Raw genomic sequence first — 17,049 nt, 5'->3', positions numbered from 1 at the left:
TAAATATACTTTGTTTAGGCTTAATACCGGACAGTAGCGGATACGTTTCCAACACCACCCCTTTTTTTGAGTAGTCGCCTGATTTGTTCGGCTCCTATCTCAATTTGTCGTTCTAATAACTTTTGACTTAGCTGACGAGCACTATAACGACGATCTTGTACCAAGTATTTTTCCACTACTTGCCAATCTTCTTCTTGCCAACTTCGTTTTTTTCCACGTCCTGGCGCTTCCCACAAACCCCCTAATCCTTTAAATTGCCAGCGCCTAATTGTCTGCCTTACCGTCTGTTGTGCCCAATCTAGATACTCTGCGATCTGAGGTACATTCCATCCGTGGGCATTGAGGCGCAAAGCGATCGCTCTAAGTTTGGTTCGACGTGGTACTTTATCTGCACAACTAAGTTCTTTTAGTGTACGGTCTTCTTCAGCAGTTAGTATTATTCTTAACGCACTAGGCATTATTAATCACTTAATTTCTGAACTCTATCTATCTTACGTTTTTTTTGGTTGACCTATTTACCATCTGTCGCAATCATTTTTCCAATTGCTATTACCCTTCTTTTGCTATCTAGGAAAATAAAAATAATTGTAGGTTGGGTTTCACTGTATTCAACCCAACAAAAACAAGTTTCTTATAGTTGGTTTTCATCGCTCAAATGCTAGCAAACAGCGTAATACACCCTATAAAAACTAAGACTACAAAAGGATTGTTTGTATCAGCACCATGCCAAGAAAATGCAATCGTATTATAAGAAAAAAGTATTAATTATCCAATTATTACAGAGTTTTAATCACTTCGGGGTTTATTGTCTCAGTTGCAAGATGGTACTCACTCGCCACTGCTGTATTGAGATAAGCTTTGTAGAAAATTGATATAACCATCACTGAACTTCAAAGAAATTACTGATTCGGGTTTTTGGTTACGATTGGTAGCATTTTACTAACGGAGAATAGCAGCGTTCATTCTTGACCATAAACCAAAAATAGTAATTTTTTATACTTAAAATTACTATTTTCCACTGAGTTCACAAAAAACCAATTTTCGCTGTTCTACATCAACCCAATAAATATATTTATGGAATTCCAAAAAACGGCACTTATTTTAATTGGATATCAAAATGATTACTTCTCACCAAATGGAATTTTATATGGAGTAGTTGAGGAATCATCCAAAGTTACAAACGTTATATCAAACACTGTTCATCTTCTTGAGTGTCTTACTTATACGCCTACACTGATTGTAACGACCCCTATATTCTTTACACCTAACTATGAAGAATTAATCGAGCCGATTGGTATTCTTAAAACCATTAAAGAATCAAATGCTTTTCAGATGGGAACTCCGGGGTCAGAGGCAATTGAAGCGTTGCATTGTTTCCAAGACAGAATTCTGGAAGTACCTGGGAAACGAGGATTTAATGCATTCATTAATACAAACCTTGATGAAATTCTCAAACAACATGGAATTGCAGATGTCGTTATAGCGGGTGCTGTGACATCCATATGTATTGATTCCACTGGACGATCTGCTCATGAAAAAGGCTATCACGTGACCATTGTGTCTGACTGTACTTCAGCTCGCACCGTATTTGAGCAAGAGTTTTACTGCAACAGTATTTTTCCACTCTATGCAGATGTCATGACTCACACAGACTTACTTAGCCGTTTAGAGTTAAAAGTTACCGCATAAACACTAAAGATAATTTTTCCTGACAATAATCTTTTGAAGCGTGACTCCAACTAAATAAGGATTGCGTTAGATTGTTATATTTTTTGTAATGAAAAAGTATTTCTCAGATATAAACATAATAATTTCAACCTACATTAAGCGCTGTTGATTTTAAAAATCAGGGGCATTTAGAGAAGGTGTTTTAAATTTGGCATGATAGCGAGACAGCTATTTAGTTAGACCTATCATATCATCCCCATAAAAATGATTGTATATTTATAACGCCTTATGACACCAGAGTTTTTAGCTGATAATGAACTGCACACACAGATTCAGTATCGTTTAATCGAACAAATATCAGAATCAGAACGACGTTACCGAGAATTAGTAGAAAATCTGCGTGAAATTGTATTCAAGTGCGATAAAACAGGGAATCTGACTCTTTTGAATAAAGCTTGGACGCTAACTTTGGGCTATAGTGCATCGGAATGCTTGAACCGGCCAATGGATGATTATCTCCATGCTGAAGATCGAGAGCTTTGGCTCAATTTTTTGACGCAAATGCACACCCAACAGGATCTTGCTTGTTGGGAATTACGGTTTCATCATAAAAACACAGAGATTATCTGGCTAGAGTTGTCAGCTCGTTCCGAAGCTCAAGGAGAAATCTCTGGATCTTTAACGAACATCACCGATCGCAAACGCGCACAAGCCGCTCTCAAAGAGGCAAACGCAGCATTACAGATGCGGATTGAACAACTTCGAGTTGAGAACCGCGAACGCAAGCAGACAGAAGCAACCCTTGTGCAATCAAGAGAGCAGTTAAAAGAGCAAAAACAGCAACTAGAAGCAACTTTACAAGAACTCAGACAAACCCAATCTAAATTAATTCATGCAGAAAAAATGTCGAGTTTAGGACAGTTAGTTGCTGGTATTGCCCATGAAATTAACAATCCGATCAACTTTATTTATGGAAATATCATTCATGCGAATGAGTATATCCAAGACTTGTTGGATTTAGTTTGTCTTTATCAGCAGCAATATTGCGCTCCAGTGAAGGAGATCCAGGAAAAGATAAAGAACATAGAATTGAATTATCTGCTAGCTGACCTGCCCAGACTCATGTCTTCTATGCAAATGGGGGCAGATCGAATTAGCGAAATCGTACTTTCACTTCGCAATTTTTCTCGTCTAGATGAAGCGGAGATCAAACCTGTTGATATCCACGAAGGAATTAACAGTACTTTAATGATTTTACAAAGTCGTCTCAAAGGAGCGAACAATCACATTCCTATTCAAATCATCAAAGAGTACGGTGAATTGCCACAGGTGGAGTGCTATGCCGGACAACTGAATCAGGTATTTATGAACTTACTCAGCAATGCAATCGATGCGGTTGTATCTCGTTGTCAAAGTGAAGCAATCGATGGGGAATACTATCAAGGAGTACAAGAAAGAGATAGAGAACTTTCTTTTACACCCATGATTGAGATTCACACTGAGGTCGCAGGCGATCGCTATATTGTGATTCGGATTATTGACAATGGTATTGGCATGACTGAAGTAACTAGAAGACGAATCTTTGACCCATTTTTCACCACAAAACCCGTTGGTAAAGGGACAGGATTAGGCCTTGCCATTAGCTATCAAATAGTTGTGGAGAAGCATGGCGGGTTACTGGAGTGTTCTTCAGAGGTAGACAAGGGAACGGAGTTTTTGATTAAGTTGCCGCTCGGGCTTTCATACTAAAACCTAATTTTGACACTGGGTCAGTAGAAATTGTGTACATAGATAGCGATCGCAATCGGGTCGGCTTGTTTTGCTGGGAATGAAGTAACAGAAATATTCGGTATCGCAATGGTTATGGAGTGAAGAAGGAAAGCAATGACACAATACCACATGGGAATTAATTTAGGACATGAGCGTTCAGTGGCAATCGCCAAGGATGGGGAAATTTTGGTGGCAATTGAGCAAGAAAGACTCGATCGCCACAAATATAGTCCTGGTTATATGCTTCATGCTCCTGGGGTGGCTGCACAAATGCAGATTCCAGCCGAAGCTATGCGTTACTGTTTGGATACTTGCAACATCACTCTGAGCGATTTGGCAACGATTACCGCAAATATGCCCGGTCACGATTGTGCCCCCGATATCCTCCGCCGAGTACTGCCGGCTGAAACAACAGATAAAGTGATGCGAATTCCCAGCCATCACTTGGCTCATGCCTACTCTGCTTATTGGCCTTCTGGATTTGATGAAGCACTCATCTTTGTGGCAGATGCTACAGGTAGTACTACACCTGCTCATTGTACTGAATCCTACACTCTTTATGAGGGAAGGGGACAGACAATTACAACGCTGCATAATGAAATGGTTGCAGCTCACTTGGCTCAACTCTCAACCCTCGGCTTTATTTACGAGTACATCACACGCAAAGCGGGATTTGTGACCCAAGTAGGTGAAAAAATTCAGCACGCGGAAGCTGGCAAACTCATGGGTTTAGCGCCCTTTGGCAAAGAACAACTCAACTGGCATCGTTGGATTCAGACAACAGAAGATTCCTTTAGCCTGAAAATTTCTGCCTACGATATCTTTTTGGAAGTCGCTGCCCTAGAAAAACGCTATGACACAGGGGAAGGCAAACCCTACCTCCGTCCTTATTTAGTTGACTTAGCGTATAAGGTGCAGAAAGAGCTAGAACAAGCATTACTGCATATTGTCAACTTAGCAATCAAACGGACTGGACTGAGAAAACTCTGTATTGCTGGTGGTATTGGCTTAAACTCAGTTGCCAACTACGAACTTTTACGGCAACTCCAACTAGATGATATCTTTATTTTTCCAGCAGCAGGTGATAGTGGAATTGCCGCTGGTTGTGCTTTATGGGCATACAATGCAGTCGGCGCGGGACAGAAGCGAGTATTGCTGACGCGGGCAACTCTTGGTCGCCAGTACGACTCAGCTCGAGTCTCCCAAGCGATTCAACACTTCCAAGACTCCATTGAGGTTGAGGAGTTAACAGCAGATGAAATGATTGCTCGCACTGCTCAAGTACTGGCACAAGGCAGCATTGTGGCTCGCTTTGAAGGGGGTGCAGAGTACGGGCCGCGAGCATTAGGACATCGGTCGATTATGGCCGACCCGACCTTTAAAAGAATGAAAGATATTGTGAATATGCGGGTCAAGTTCCGCGAAGCATTTCGTCCCTTTGCACCAGTCATACCTCTAGAAGCCGTTTCCCAGGTGTTTGACCAACAGGTTGCTGCACCTTTCATGCTACTGGTATCGCCCATCAAACCTGAATACCACGAGCAGATCCCAGCAGTCACCCATGTAGATGGTACAGGAAGAGTGCAAACGGTGACTGAGCAGGAAAATCCCTACTTTTATCGACTGTGCTACAAATTAGTCCAAGAACGACAGGGGCCGCCTGTGTTGCTGAATACAAGCTTTAATGTTGCAGGACAACCCATTGTAGAAACAACCTTAGAAGCGATCGCTACCTTCTTGGGAACAGATATTGACTATTTAGCGATCGAGAACTTCTGGATTTGCAAACGACATGTACCCGTTCGTAGCTACGAGGATCATTTAGCGAAAGTTGGTGGTGATATTGTACTGCCTCATGGACTTCCCCCAAGTGCCCCCGATGTCACCGATTTAATGGCAAAGCTAGATCGGGCATTATTCTTTGGACATACCCTTGGCTGTCCTTGGTCGCCAGAGGAGTTGCAGGAACTCTCCGCTTGGGGCGCTCAATACAAAGAAACAAGTGTACTCTTCCCAGAGAATCCCTTTTACGGTTCCTTCCAGACCAAGCTTTCAGGCGATGTGATTTTACTATTAAACCCTTTGGGCACATCTACTCTGGTCGATCTCAAGCAGCAAGTACCCCCCTCAAATTACACTTTTGAAGAGGTTAAGCTGTTGCTAGCCGTTCTGAATGCGCCTGAAAGTTGGCTAGAACAAATGCGAGTTGATTTGCGTCTGACTCACCTTGAATTTAACCAACGGATTGAATGGGCAAATCAACAACTTTGTATTTACAGACTAGAACCCGCGTACTTCTACAATCGAGCATTACCCCAAGATTCAGCACTGTCTTCAGCTTCAAACCAAACCTTTGCACCTTTTGAGCATGAAAACTTTTCTGCCCGACGCATTCTTGGCAAGCTGCGTGAATGTCTACAGCAAGCAGGCTATAACGAAACTAATATTTGTCAGTTGCTAGGTATTAGCTCACAGCAACAAATTGAACCAACATATCTGCATTATTACGATCGCTACCAACTACCCCAATCCCCATTGGGAGACTTGATTCGTCTGTTCTTGTTGCGGGGCGCATTTACAAAAGCTAGGCTGCAAGAAATTTTTGGTGAAGAAGTATTCTTCAGTCTATGTAGCTTGGGTATGTTGATTCAGCGCGATCGAGATTGGACATCACGAGTCGATTTATTTGCCGTTGGGGGACTGTATGTAGCTACCGATCATCGCTACATGATACTGGCAGAAGATCGAGTTGATGAAGACGTTGTGATGTACGTAGGTATGGATAGTATGGGATTGGTTTACACAACTCCCCAATATCCAGTCAATCGAGTTTTGGATCTCTGTTGTGGTAGCGGCATTCAAAGCTTAGTAGCTAGTCGTTATGCCAGAGTTGCGATCGGAATTGATATTAACCCTCGCGCCATTCGCTTTGCTCGGTTTAACGCTCAACTCAACGGCATATGTAATACTCATTTCTATCTCGGCGATCTCTACGAAGCTGCTTCTGGTGACTTCGATACAATTCTGGCAAATCCCCCATTTGTTCCCAGTCCTAGTCGGGATTGTCGCTTTCGGGATGGAGGTGTGAGCGGTGAAGAAATTGTGGCTAGAATTATTTCTGAGAGTGCAAAGTACCTTACACCTCATGGCAGGCTGTTTATTGTTACAGATTTAGTAAATATCGCAGAGTATAAGTCTAAACTGGAGAACTGGTGGCAGGGAGGATCGGCTCATAAGTTAGTGCTAAGTACTGCCGATCGCAATGATATCCTGTTTTCAGTTCCCCATTGCCATACAGCTTTTAATCAAACCTTAGAGCAATACAACATTGAGTTAGACCAGTGGCTACAAAACTTCCATACCACAGGTTTAAGAGCAGTGAACTTTGGTTATATCCTCATCTGTCGGGTCGATGCTGCTCATAAAGGCTCCTATTACAGCCGTACAATCCACAATCCGAGTCAGCCAATTCACCAGCAGGTACAGGAGTATTTCCAGCAACGGGAATTATTAGCACAATTGCAAATCCAAGATTACTTTTTGGTGATGTCTCCTGATTTGCGATTCAGACTAGAGACTAGTCCTAGAACAGAAGAGCGCCAAATCGAGTTATTCTCTCCGAATAACCCTTATTTCACTACTTACCCGATAAATGAACAAATGTACCGCCTGTTGCAAGACATCAATCAATGCCAACCTAAATGGGCAGCTTATGCAACGGCAATTAATCAAGATTGGCTCTATGAATTGATTTACAAAGGAATTCTGTACTTAACGCCCGAAGTTCCCAATGTTAGACGCAATCGACGATTGAACGATCCGCCCCCCACAGAAGGATTGAAAATTGAAGAATTGCAAACCAAAACTACCCCTACCTGTGTTTCGTCTTACCTACGCTAGTACCGCTGCCTTGGAAGTCAAAAGGAGCCAGTGCATGGCGCTGGTTTCTTTTGATTAACATCACAATAAGCGATCGCATCATATCGTGTCCGGTTAAAGACTTATCATTAAGACCGCAGAGGGGAAGGGTTTTTGTTGCTCATCTGCATAGATTCGGGAATTATAACTAATTAGCCGGACTTGATATCAGTAAACAATGTCATAAAAATTGCTAAAAATACATAATTTATTCTGGGGTATACAGTGGTCATACTTATTCCCCGTTCAGGCATAAAACTATTAACTGATATAGGCTGAGATTAAATTATTCCTGAAATAGCTGAGAGATAAATCCTTAGTTTCAGTTTTTTCTTGAATATGCATTGTTTTCATTTTTACTGCTAAATGACCCTGATTAGCAGTAAAGATGATAATTAATCTATGCCATAACACCAACCCCTTGCAAGAGATCATCTCCGTAAGCGTTATCTTAAAAAATAGTGCGCGGGCGTAATTGTATATCCAGCCCAGTTTGCCTAATTCAGCACCAACTTCGACAAATAGTAGCTTGCAAGGTTCCTTTTGATGAGTAGCATAAAATTTCCTTTTTTACATCAACAAATTGCTGACTGGCGACGGTTGGTATCGAAATGCCTGTTTTTGCTAACTTGCCTGTTTTTTATCAGTATGCAACCAGCATCAGCAGGTATCAATGATGATAGCTATGATGGCAACGTTTTTGTGGTTTATGCTGGGAATGGTTCACTAGTTCCTTCCAAAGAAACGCTGGCACAGACTTTAGCGCAAAATAAACCCGCAATGTTGGCGTTTTATGTCGATGACAGTAGCGACTGCAAAAAATATGCAATTACTATTTCACGAGTACAGGAATTCTATGGACGGGCAGCAGAGATTATACCTATTGATGTCGATGCCATCCAGCCCAACAAGACCTACAATCCCACAGAACCAGGATATTACTATTCTGGAGTTGTTCCTCAAGTAGTGGTGTTTAATCAGTCAGGTGAGGTAGTTTTGAATAAGAAGGGTCAAGTGCCCTTTGAAGAGATAGACGATAGATTTCGGGAAGTGTTTGATTTATTACCCCGCTCTGAATCAGTGGAGTTAAAGCGGCGCTCCTTCAATGAGTTCAGTAGCGAGTTAGCTAAGTAACTTTTGGGGTAGATCGAATTGGTCTACCCTAATTTTTAGTTGGATCTGATACTGCATTGGCGAGGATGCCAAGAGATAATGTTTAAATATCAGCCTTAACAAGTGATGAAGTTAATTCATAGTCTATAGTCCATAGCAAATGACTAATGACCAATGACAAATGACTAATAGAGTGTGTTCTGATGTCAAAGGTTTACACTACTGAGGAGCTAATCCAAATTTTGGCAGCCGAACGCCAAGCTTGCCTCAAAGGAGAGCGCTTGAAATTAGAGGTAACAGTCTCTGGCAATCCTGTAATTGACCAGTTTATTAGAACCGATGGGCTACAAAAGTTTAACGCCTATCAAGATTTTAAAGCTGCTATTCACGAATACCAGAAAGAACATCAAGTTTCAGGTATTATCTGGCGTAAGGTGACTGTTAAAGGTAAAACTTTGCACTATCCAGAAGTAGATGCAGAATTAACTGCACTTAGCAGTGACTTAGAAATATTAAAAGATACAAAAAATTCTATTTTGGAATTTTGGTACAAAGTCACTGTGAGTATGGACTTGTACTTAAGTTTTAATAATAGCAAACAACATCAACAAATTATCCAAACAGATGTAGAGAGAATTGCTCAAAGAACAGAATGGGCAAGTTTGTTGAAGTGGGAAAATTCTAGCTTTTTGGAAATAATTTTGCAGCTAGGATGGGGTAAGCCAGAAGAAGCTTATTATAAAAGAGGAAGGCCCCGATCGGGTAGTGAGTATATTCATGCGGTAAATCCGGGTAATCGTCCTATTGGTTAATTGATATATAAGCTAATAATTCTCTAATTATCTGAGAAAATGACGGATAAAGATGATGGCATTATGTCGTTTACTTTCATCTTGCACAAAGGCATTATATCTGTAACAGAAATTTCATCTGTACAGATAAGCAGTAGCATGAAAGTATGCGAAGTTATCAAGCGCCTAGAAGCAGATGGTTGGTATATTGATAGAACTAAATGTAATCATAGGCAGTTCAAGCATCCTAATAAACTTGATACTGTAACAGTATCTGGTAAACCAAGTGTTGATGTACCAATTGGTACTCTGAACAATATCTGGAGACAGGTTCAATTTGAGGCAGACTGATGCGTTATACAGTTGTGATTGAAAAGGGAAAAACTGGCTACGGCGCTTATGTCCCCGATTTACCTGGTTGTATAGCTGTAGGTGAAACCATAGAAGAGGTTAAAGCACTGATTGCAGAAGCTATTGAATTTCATATAGAAGGGATGCTGGAAGATGGTTTACCTATTCCCCAACCTACAAGCATGGCTCACGAGGTCGAAGTATTAAAGTGAATTACAAGGTAGCGATCGCAAGCCGACGCTTGGTTCATCTTGCAAGAACTAGAAGTGCAAAAAGAGCGTGCCATTCTCCTCAAAATCTATCTTGGTTGTGGCTCACCGACAACTGGCGCTCCTGATTCACCTAAAACTCTTGAATAGAACAGACCTGCCAATACTGCACCTAAAATTGGAGCTACCCAAAACATCCATAGTTGCCTAAACATTTCTGCACCAGCAAAAAATGCAGGACCGGTACTACGAGCAGGATTAACAGATGTATTAGTTATGGGAATACTCACCAAATGAATGAGTGTAAGTGCTAGACCAATGGCAATAGGTGCAAAACCTTTAGGAGCGCGGCCATCAGTTGCGCCTAAAATTACAATTAAAAAAATGAAGGTAAGTACAAGCTCTGCAATAAAACAGGCAGCTAGTGAATAACCTCCGGGAGAATGCACTCCATAACCATTTGTCGCTAGTGGATTAGAACCAGAAAGTGTAAATCCGGGTTTACCAGTGGCAATAGCATAAACTAAGCCGGCAGCTACCATTGCTCCTAATACCTGAGAAACAATATATGGAAGCAAATCAGAGCCAGGAAAACGGTTTCCTGACCACAATCCAAATGATACGGCTGGGTTAAGATGACAACCTGAAATATGAGCAATGGCGTAGGCCATGGTGAGTAGTGCTAAACCAAATGCCAGAGCAACACCTACAAAGCCAATTCCCAGTTCATTGGTTTTGATATCAGGAAATGCTGCTGCAAATACAGCACTTCCACATCCAGCAAGTACTAGCACAAATGTCCCCAAGAATTCTGCAATACACCGCGTTGAGAGTGATACCATATTTAGCTCCTTCCTTAACTTAAATTGTTTTAGGTCAAGCAAGCGATTTGAAACACCTGATTAACTGGAAAGAAACCCTCATAAATGAGTTAGTAACTAAATAAATTGTTGATGCTTCATTTGATGCTACCTGGGCTAAACTGGTAAAACTTCACTCGTAAGTTAGATGATATTTGTACTTTTGCCTGAATAATTTCACAGAACTAACTCCAGAATATTGAAACAACTAAGAGCAAAGTTTTAGTTAAAAAACAGAACACAGACTCAGCGATCGCCATCCAGTAGACCGCAACTTTGAACCGAGAGAATTTGGATCTCTCTATCAAGAAGTCGGTAATGTTGGGGAATTAGTTTTCAAAGAAACAATAGCTTACTAGAAATTGCTAGCAGCTAAGCAGAGACAATTAAAGAATTTAGCAAACGCCTATTTGGTAACACTTTCGTTATTAATGGCAGTACTATTACTAACCTGACTGGCTCCGGAGAAATAGAATATAATCAAGCTGCCAATCAAATTTGTAATATTGTTGCCAATAGTTATGAACCAGTGCAAATAACTAATACTGTGTGGTATTTATTATCTAAACTACAGGCGCAAAGAGTTGCTATACAGTAGGAACTCAAGCAGATTGATCGAGCAAGTGCTGTTTAATAAAGCCGAAAAAGATGCAGTTTTTAAACAGCTGATAGTTTTGCAAGGGCAGTAAATTTTGGATGTCTTCGCAGAAGGCGCGATCGCCCATGCTATCTGAGAAGCGATCGCACAACTGCCTACAATAATGTAGTTGTGGATAAATTGCCAAAAATTATGAGTCATAATATTGACGCTGCTAAAATTTCGATTATTATTCCGACTCTCAATGAAGCAGGAAATATCAAACAAGCCATCACCACAACCCAAGCCAGTACAAATATAGAAGTAATCGTAGTAGATGGCGGCTCCCAAGATGACACAGTAGCAATAGCTCAGTCATTGGGTGTAAAAGTTATCTCATCATCTCCTGGTCGTGCTAGTCAAATGAATGCGGGTGCTGTTGCTGCTGGCGGTGAAATTCTGCTATTTCTCCATGCAGATACCCATTTACCTACTGGATTTGATGATATGGTTCGCACCGCCTTGCAAAAACTGGGAACAGTTGCAGGTGCGTTTGCCTTGCGAATAGATGCATCACTTTTGAGTTTGCGGTGGGTAGAGTGGGGGGTAAATTGGCGATCGCATTTTTGGCAAATGCCATACGGCGATCAAGCAATTTTTTTAACAAAAGAAGTATTTCAGCAAATCGGTGGCTTTCCCGAATTGCCGATCATGGAAGACTTTGAACTCATGCGTCGTTTAAAGCGCATCGGACAAATTGTAATTCTTCCTGTGCCAGTTGTTACGTCAGCCCGTAGATGGTTACAAAAGGGAGTATTCAAAACTACCCTAATTAATCAAATAGTCATTATTGCTTATTTACTCGGTGTTTCACCTGAGCAAATTCGTAGCTGGTATCGTCAGGGAAAATTTAAGAGGATTTAAGCTGTTTCTCATTTAATTAGTATATCTTTACTTATAATATCAACTGAAAAAATCAAAAGTAATCTTATGTTAACTATTACTATTAACTCCTCAATAGCAACATTGAAAAATTAGGTAAGTGTAAGTCCAATGCATCCAAAATATCAGCCCCGATTCAATGGCAAACTTAAACTATTACTGTTAACTTTTCTGGTTACTATATTGATAATTGTTGCTAAATACTTCCGCATTCAAGAAGTTTTGCAGCAATTATTAATTTGGGTTCATAGTCTTGGTGTTTTAGGGCCTATTGCTTATATAGTGATTTACAACTTAGCAACTTTATTATTTATACCAGGTTCTATCCTAACATTAAAAGGTGGTTGCCTATTTGGTGTATTTTGGGGTTCTGTTTATGTATTCATCGCTGCGATAATTGGCGCAACCTTAGCTTTTATCATTGGCCGCTACCTGACACGGGATTGGATTTCTCGACAAATGGATAAACATCCTAAATTTAAAGCGATTAATCTAGCAGTTGCCAAAGAAGGATGGAAACTTGTGCTGTTGACTCGCCTCAGCCCCATTTTTCCCTTCAACTTATTAAATTATGCTTTTGGAGTCACACAGGTTTCTATAAAAGACTATATATTGGGTTCTTTAGGAATCTTTCCAGGAACTGTGATGTACGTTTACATTGGTTCCCTAGCTACTAATCTTGCCACAATCGATATACCTCATCAGCCAAGCAGTCCAGAAGCTCAAATCTGGCAATGGGTAATGCAAGCAGTTGGGTTGATTGCTACTGTTGGTGTCACTGTATATGTAACAAGGATTGCTCAAAAAAGTCTCCAACAAAATGTTTTTGTTGGAGAAAGTAGTAATGAAAAAGCAAATAGTGATTAATTTAGATTTGTGATTGCAATAATTTTATTCTAAAATATAAATATGTTTTTATATTAAATAAGTACCATTAAAAATACTTTTAATAAACAATACAGATTCTATATCCGAGCTTGCCATTTCAACAGTTTTAATTTTTAATCTTTTGTCAATTAAAAAATTATGAAGCTTTTGTATTACCAGGAAAATAATTTTGGCGATCGACTTAATCCTTGGTTATGGGAAAAGTTGTTACCAGGTGTAATTGATGATGATGAGACAACTGCTTTTGTTGGCATAGGTACTCTAATTAATGACAAACTACCTCGCAAGACGAAAAAAGCTCGTTTAAGAGTGATATTGAGTACAGGAGTAGGATATGGACAAGGAATGCCCCAACTAGATGATTCTTATAAAATTTATTGTCTTCGTGGTCCCCTATCAGCACAAGCGCTAAATGTTTCAGCTAAATTAGCAGTAACGGATGGAGCAGTACTGATTAGAAAATTATTTAATCATCATAGCCAGAAGGTGTATAAATTTTCTTACATGCCCCATTATGAATTAGCTGGTATAGGTTGGAGTTTAGTCTGTGAAAGACTTGGGTTTGGATATATCGATCCACGCTGGTCAATAGAAAAAGTTTTGTTAAGTATTAGCCAAACAGAAGTTTTATTTGCAGAGGCTATGCATGGCGCTATCATTGCTGATGCACTGCGTGTTCCCTGGGTTCCAATAATTACTAACCCTACAATTCTGCAATTTAAATGGCAAGACTGGTGTCAGTCTATAGGTGTAGAATATAAACCATCGTATATCAAACGCTTACATCATCCTCGGCAAAAACGAGATATTTTATATCCAATTCGCTTAGCTCGTGATTGGGCAAGACAACAAGAATCTAAATCACAATTACTTCATATCGCTCAGACTACACAGCCGACTTTAAGTAGTGATATAACTATAGAAAATCTTACCCAGGAAATGTACGAAAGGCTTCAGGAATTCAAGCAAGATTTTGAGGCGGGATTATTTTTATAAAAAACAAATTTCCATAAGTTTTGTACAAGATAGTGTATTAAAAATTGATAATTCACAGATTATTAATGCAATTAACTAGCTTTGCAAGTTATGAAAAATCAACTCATAACATATAAAATTATCCCCAGAAACTGGTGGAAGCTTTTTCAAGTAGGTGTATTAACATTGATAGTACTAGCGATCGCCTACTTATTAAATACAGATTTAGCTTGGGCACAGACATCTACCAATAATCCAAATTTTTTCAATCCCCAAGCAATTTTACGCAACGCTTTGCAGTGGATTGATAGTCTTGGTACGGTGGGAGCTATAGCTTTTATCGCACTTTACATTATCGCTACCGTTGCTTTCTTACCAGGCTCAATTCTGACTTTAGGGGCTGGTGTTGTCTTTGGCATTCTTTGGGGTTCTCTGTATGTATTTATTGGTGCAACCTTAGGTGCAACTGCTGCATTTCTCGTGGGGCGTTATTTAGCAAGAGGATGGGTTGCAAAGAAAATTGCTGATAACCAAAAATTTGCTGCTATTGACCGTGCTGTTGGTCAACAAGGATTAAAAATTGTTTTATTAACCCGACTATCTCCAATATTTCCTTTTAATTTATTGAACTACGCCTTTGGCATCACCGGAGTTTCTCTCAAAGACTATTTTATCGGCTCTGTAGGCATGATTCCTGGAACAATCATGTACGTTTATATCGGTTCTCTCGCTAGCGATCTTGCCATGATTGGGACTGAAGCTCAACCCACCAACCCCACCGTGCAATGGACAATTCGGATCGTGGGTTTGATTGCAACAGTCGCCGTCACAGTATATGTTACCCGTATTGCCCGGAAAGCTTTAGAAAACGAAACAATTAAAAATTAAACTCCAAGAGTAACTGACAAAACAATTCAGAGGTTGTAATCCTTTTAAAATAAGCATTCCGCATCAGGATAAATAATAAACTAACCAAAAATTTCATACTTTATACTTCAGATGTCTAATTCAGAATTAGAAAGAGTCATTGTTCGCCCAGTGGATGAGTATAATCAAACATTAGTTTCTTATGTGCATCCGCCAAATTGGGTAAATCCACAACCTGCTGATGTTTACGACTTGGTAGTTATTGGCGCTGGTACAGCAGGGTTAGTAGTAGCAGCGGGTGCAGCGGGTCTGGATTTAGGTTTGAAAGTGGCATTGATTGAAAAGCATCTCATGGGTGGAGACTGCTTGAATGTTGGTTGCGTACCATCCAAAACTATTATCCGGTCTGCTCGCGTGGTTGGCGAAATCTGGGATGCCAAAGACTTGGGAGTGAACATTCCCGCACATATTGATATTGATTTTCCCGCAGTTATGGCACGGATGCGGCGAATCAGAGCAGGTATTAGCCATCATGACTCGGCTGAACGCTTTTCATCACTAGGGGTTGATGTATTCCTGGGTAGCGGTCGATTCGCTAGTAAAAATACTGTAGAAGTTGGCGACAAAACCCTCAAGTTTAAAAAAGCTGTAATTGCCACTGGTGCTAGAGCTGCACAACCCACAATTCGGGGAATTGAACAAGCCGGTTATCTAACTAATGAAACGGTTTTTTCACTTATTCAACGACCAGAACGGTTAGCGGTAATTGGTGGCGGCCCCATTGGTTGTGAATTAGCCCAGGCTTTTCGACGCTTGGGTTGTGAGGTCGTACTGTTCCATAGCGGTTCTCACATCCTGAATAAAGAAGATGCTGACGCTGCTGAAATTGTCCAAAAGGTCTTGATAAAGGAAGGAATTCGCTTAGTACTGAATTGCCAGTTAGAAGAAGTGGCAACTGTGACTGACGGTAAGCGGCTTTATTTTTCTTCTAAAGGTCACCGAGATTCTGTGACTGTAGATGAAATTTTAGTAGGTGCGGGACGTGCGCCGAATGTGGAAGGTCTGAATTTAGAAGCAGTGGAGGTAGAGTACGACAAGCGCCAAGGCGTGAAGGTAAATGATTACCTCCAAACTACAAATCCCAAAATTTATGCGGCTGGCGATATCTGTATGAACTGGAAGTTTACCCATGCAGCTGATGCAGCAGCGCGGATTGTAATTAAGAATACGCTGTTTTCTCCCTTTGGCTTGGGTCGCTCTAAACTTAGTAGTTTGATGATGCCGTGGGTAACTTATACCGACCCAGAAATTGCTCATGTCGGGATGTACGAACACCAAGCGCAGAAGCTCTTAATTGATGTGGCAACAATTAAAATTCCTTTTAGTAGTGTAGACCGAGCGATCGCCGATGATGAAGAGTCAGGATTTGTCAAAATTCTCCACAAAAAGGGATCTGATGAAATTCTCGGTGCGACTATTGTCGCCAGTCATGCAGGCGAGACGATCTCGGAAGTGACAGCAGCAATTGTGAATAAGATCGGTTTGAGCAAGTTAAGCAGTGTTATTCATCCTTACCCGACTCAAGCAGAAGCAATTAAAAAAGCAGCAGATGCTTATCGCCGCACACTGCTGACACCACGTACCAAACGACTTTTAGGATTTCTAACCAAACTTTCTTGAGCAGGATTTAGGAGGCAGAGGGGCAGAGAAAGTAAATTTGGCGTTGCATAGTTGCGGGATGATTTAGCAACTTCTAAAATTCTCCCCCTGCTTCCCCTGCTTACTCCAATTCATCTCACTGTTATGCAACGCCGTAAATTTGTCTCCCTTGTCTCCCTTATTCCCCGCGTCCCCTTACCCTAGCCTGCGGCAAGCTCTACTCTTCTCCCAAGGGGAGAAGACTCGCTAACACAATCGACAAAGACTGCCAGGACTGCGACCCCCTCACCGAGTCTCGCTCATCTCCCCCTGCTTCCTTCTCTAACCCTCTTTTATCACTTTGGGAGAACCCAATCGCTGAAAGCCTTTCGAGGCTTTAATTTCTAAGTTTTGGCTATAAATTTTAGTTACTGTTAGAAAATAAAGGCTCAAAGCTTGACTCAATCAAAGTTTCAGAATCT

Annotated in this window: 15 protein-coding genes; 12 read left to right on the top strand and 3 right to left on the bottom strand. The window is 40.7% G+C overall.

Annotated elements, in window-relative coordinates:
- Positions 1 to 20 precede the first annotated feature (20 nt).
- Entirely contained in the window at positions 21 to 458 is a 438-nt protein-coding gene (locus RMY31_RS07965; RefSeq protein WP_322663320.1) for a helix-turn-helix domain-containing protein, read from the bottom strand.
- Positions 459 to 1,074: 616 nt separating this feature from the next.
- Here RMY31_RS07965 and RMY31_RS07960 point away from each other — a divergent pair.
- The 7 genes from RMY31_RS07960 to RMY31_RS07930 all read left to right on the top strand — a co-directional run bounded on the left by RMY31_RS07960 (position 1,075) and on the right by RMY31_RS07930 (position 9,823).
- Positions 1,075 to 1,689 carry a cysteine hydrolase gene (locus tag RMY31_RS07960; RefSeq protein WP_322663322.1) on the top strand — a complete coding sequence of 205 codons (615 nt, stop codon included), beginning with the start codon at positions 1,075 to 1,077 and terminating at the stop codon, positions 1,687 to 1,689.
- Positions 1,690 to 1,956: 267 nt separating this feature from the next.
- Positions 1,957 to 3,417: an ATP-binding protein gene (locus tag RMY31_RS07955; RefSeq protein ID WP_322663324.1), complete on the top strand. Its 1,461-nt coding sequence runs from the start codon at positions 1,957 to 1,959 to the stop codon at positions 3,415 to 3,417.
- A 135-nt stretch (positions 3,418 to 3,552) separates the two neighbouring features.
- Positions 3,553 to 7,338 carry a carbamoyltransferase C-terminal domain-containing protein gene (locus tag RMY31_RS07950; protein ID WP_322663326.1) on the top strand — a complete coding sequence of 1,262 codons (3,786 nt, stop codon included), beginning with the start codon at positions 3,553 to 3,555 and terminating at the stop codon, positions 7,336 to 7,338.
- Between the two features lie 564 nt (positions 7,339 to 7,902).
- Positions 7,903 to 8,490 carry a thylakoid membrane photosystem I accumulation factor gene (locus RMY31_RS07945; protein ID WP_322663328.1) on the top strand — a complete coding sequence of 196 codons (588 nt, stop codon included), beginning with the start codon at positions 7,903 to 7,905 and terminating at the stop codon, positions 8,488 to 8,490.
- A gap of 182 nt (positions 8,491 to 8,672) precedes the next feature.
- Positions 8,673 to 9,281 (top strand): hypothetical protein, encoded by a 609-nt coding sequence (locus RMY31_RS07940; protein WP_322663330.1) that lies wholly within the window; start codon positions 8,673 to 8,675, stop codon positions 9,279 to 9,281.
- 39 nt (positions 9,282 to 9,320) lie between these two features.
- Positions 9,321 to 9,611, top strand: a complete 291-nt coding sequence (locus RMY31_RS07935) for a type II toxin-antitoxin system HicA family toxin (RefSeq protein ID WP_322663332.1) — start codon at positions 9,321 to 9,323, stop codon at positions 9,609 to 9,611.
- On the top strand, positions 9,611 to 9,823 hold the full coding sequence (locus RMY31_RS07930) for a type II toxin-antitoxin system HicB family antitoxin (protein ID WP_322663333.1): 213 nt from the start codon (positions 9,611 to 9,613) through the stop codon (positions 9,821 to 9,823). Before RMY31_RS07935 ends, RMY31_RS07930 begins: the two co-directional genes overlap by 1 nt.
- A gap of 86 nt (positions 9,824 to 9,909) precedes the next feature.
- Here the strand turns inward: RMY31_RS07930 and aqpZ are convergent, their stop codons facing one another.
- Together aqpZ and RMY31_RS07920 are read right to left on the bottom strand one after the other, a co-directional pair.
- On the bottom strand, positions 9,910 to 10,662 hold the full coding sequence (gene aqpZ / locus RMY31_RS07925) for an aquaporin Z (RefSeq protein ID WP_322663335.1): 753 nt from the start codon (positions 10,660 to 10,662) through the stop codon (positions 9,910 to 9,912).
- Between the two features lie 620 nt (positions 10,663 to 11,282).
- Positions 11,283 to 11,465: a hypothetical protein gene (locus RMY31_RS07920; protein WP_322663337.1), complete on the bottom strand. Its 183-nt coding sequence runs from the start codon at positions 11,463 to 11,465 to the stop codon at positions 11,283 to 11,285.
- Positions 11,466 to 11,470: 5 nt separating this feature from the next.
- Between RMY31_RS07920 and RMY31_RS07915 the strand changes: the two genes are divergently transcribed.
- The 5 genes from RMY31_RS07915 (at position 11,471) to RMY31_RS07895 (ending at position 16,609) form a co-directional block, all read left to right on the top strand.
- On the top strand, positions 11,471 to 12,181 hold the full coding sequence (locus RMY31_RS07915; protein ID WP_322663339.1) for a TIGR04283 family arsenosugar biosynthesis glycosyltransferase: 711 nt from the start codon (positions 11,471 to 11,473) through the stop codon (positions 12,179 to 12,181).
- A gap of 129 nt (positions 12,182 to 12,310) precedes the next feature.
- Positions 12,311 to 13,066, top strand: coding sequence for a TVP38/TMEM64 family protein (locus RMY31_RS07910; protein WP_322663341.1), 756 nt, complete (start codon positions 12,311 to 12,313; stop codon positions 13,064 to 13,066).
- Positions 13,067 to 13,225: 159 nt separating this feature from the next.
- Positions 13,226 to 14,083 carry a polysaccharide pyruvyl transferase family protein gene (locus RMY31_RS07905; protein WP_322663343.1) on the top strand — a complete coding sequence of 286 codons (858 nt, stop codon included), beginning with the start codon at positions 13,226 to 13,228 and terminating at the stop codon, positions 14,081 to 14,083.
- 90 nt (positions 14,084 to 14,173) lie between these two features.
- Positions 14,174 to 14,950 (top strand): TVP38/TMEM64 family protein, encoded by a 777-nt coding sequence (locus RMY31_RS07900; protein ID WP_322663345.1) that lies wholly within the window; start codon positions 14,174 to 14,176, stop codon positions 14,948 to 14,950.
- Positions 14,951 to 15,061: 111 nt separating this feature from the next.
- Positions 15,062 to 16,609, top strand: coding sequence for a mercuric reductase (locus RMY31_RS07895; protein ID WP_322663347.1), 1,548 nt, complete (start codon positions 15,062 to 15,064; stop codon positions 16,607 to 16,609).
- The last annotated feature ends 440 nt before the right edge of the window (positions 16,610 to 17,049 follow it).

This window comes from Dendronalium sp. ChiSLP03b, assembly GCF_034531165.2.
Classification (GTDB): domain Bacteria; phylum Cyanobacteriota; class Cyanobacteriia; order Cyanobacteriales; family Nostocaceae; genus Dendronalium; species Dendronalium minutum.
The sequence above is the reverse complement of the archived record's forward strand: the minus strand, read 5'-3'. Positions and strand labels throughout refer to the sequence as shown.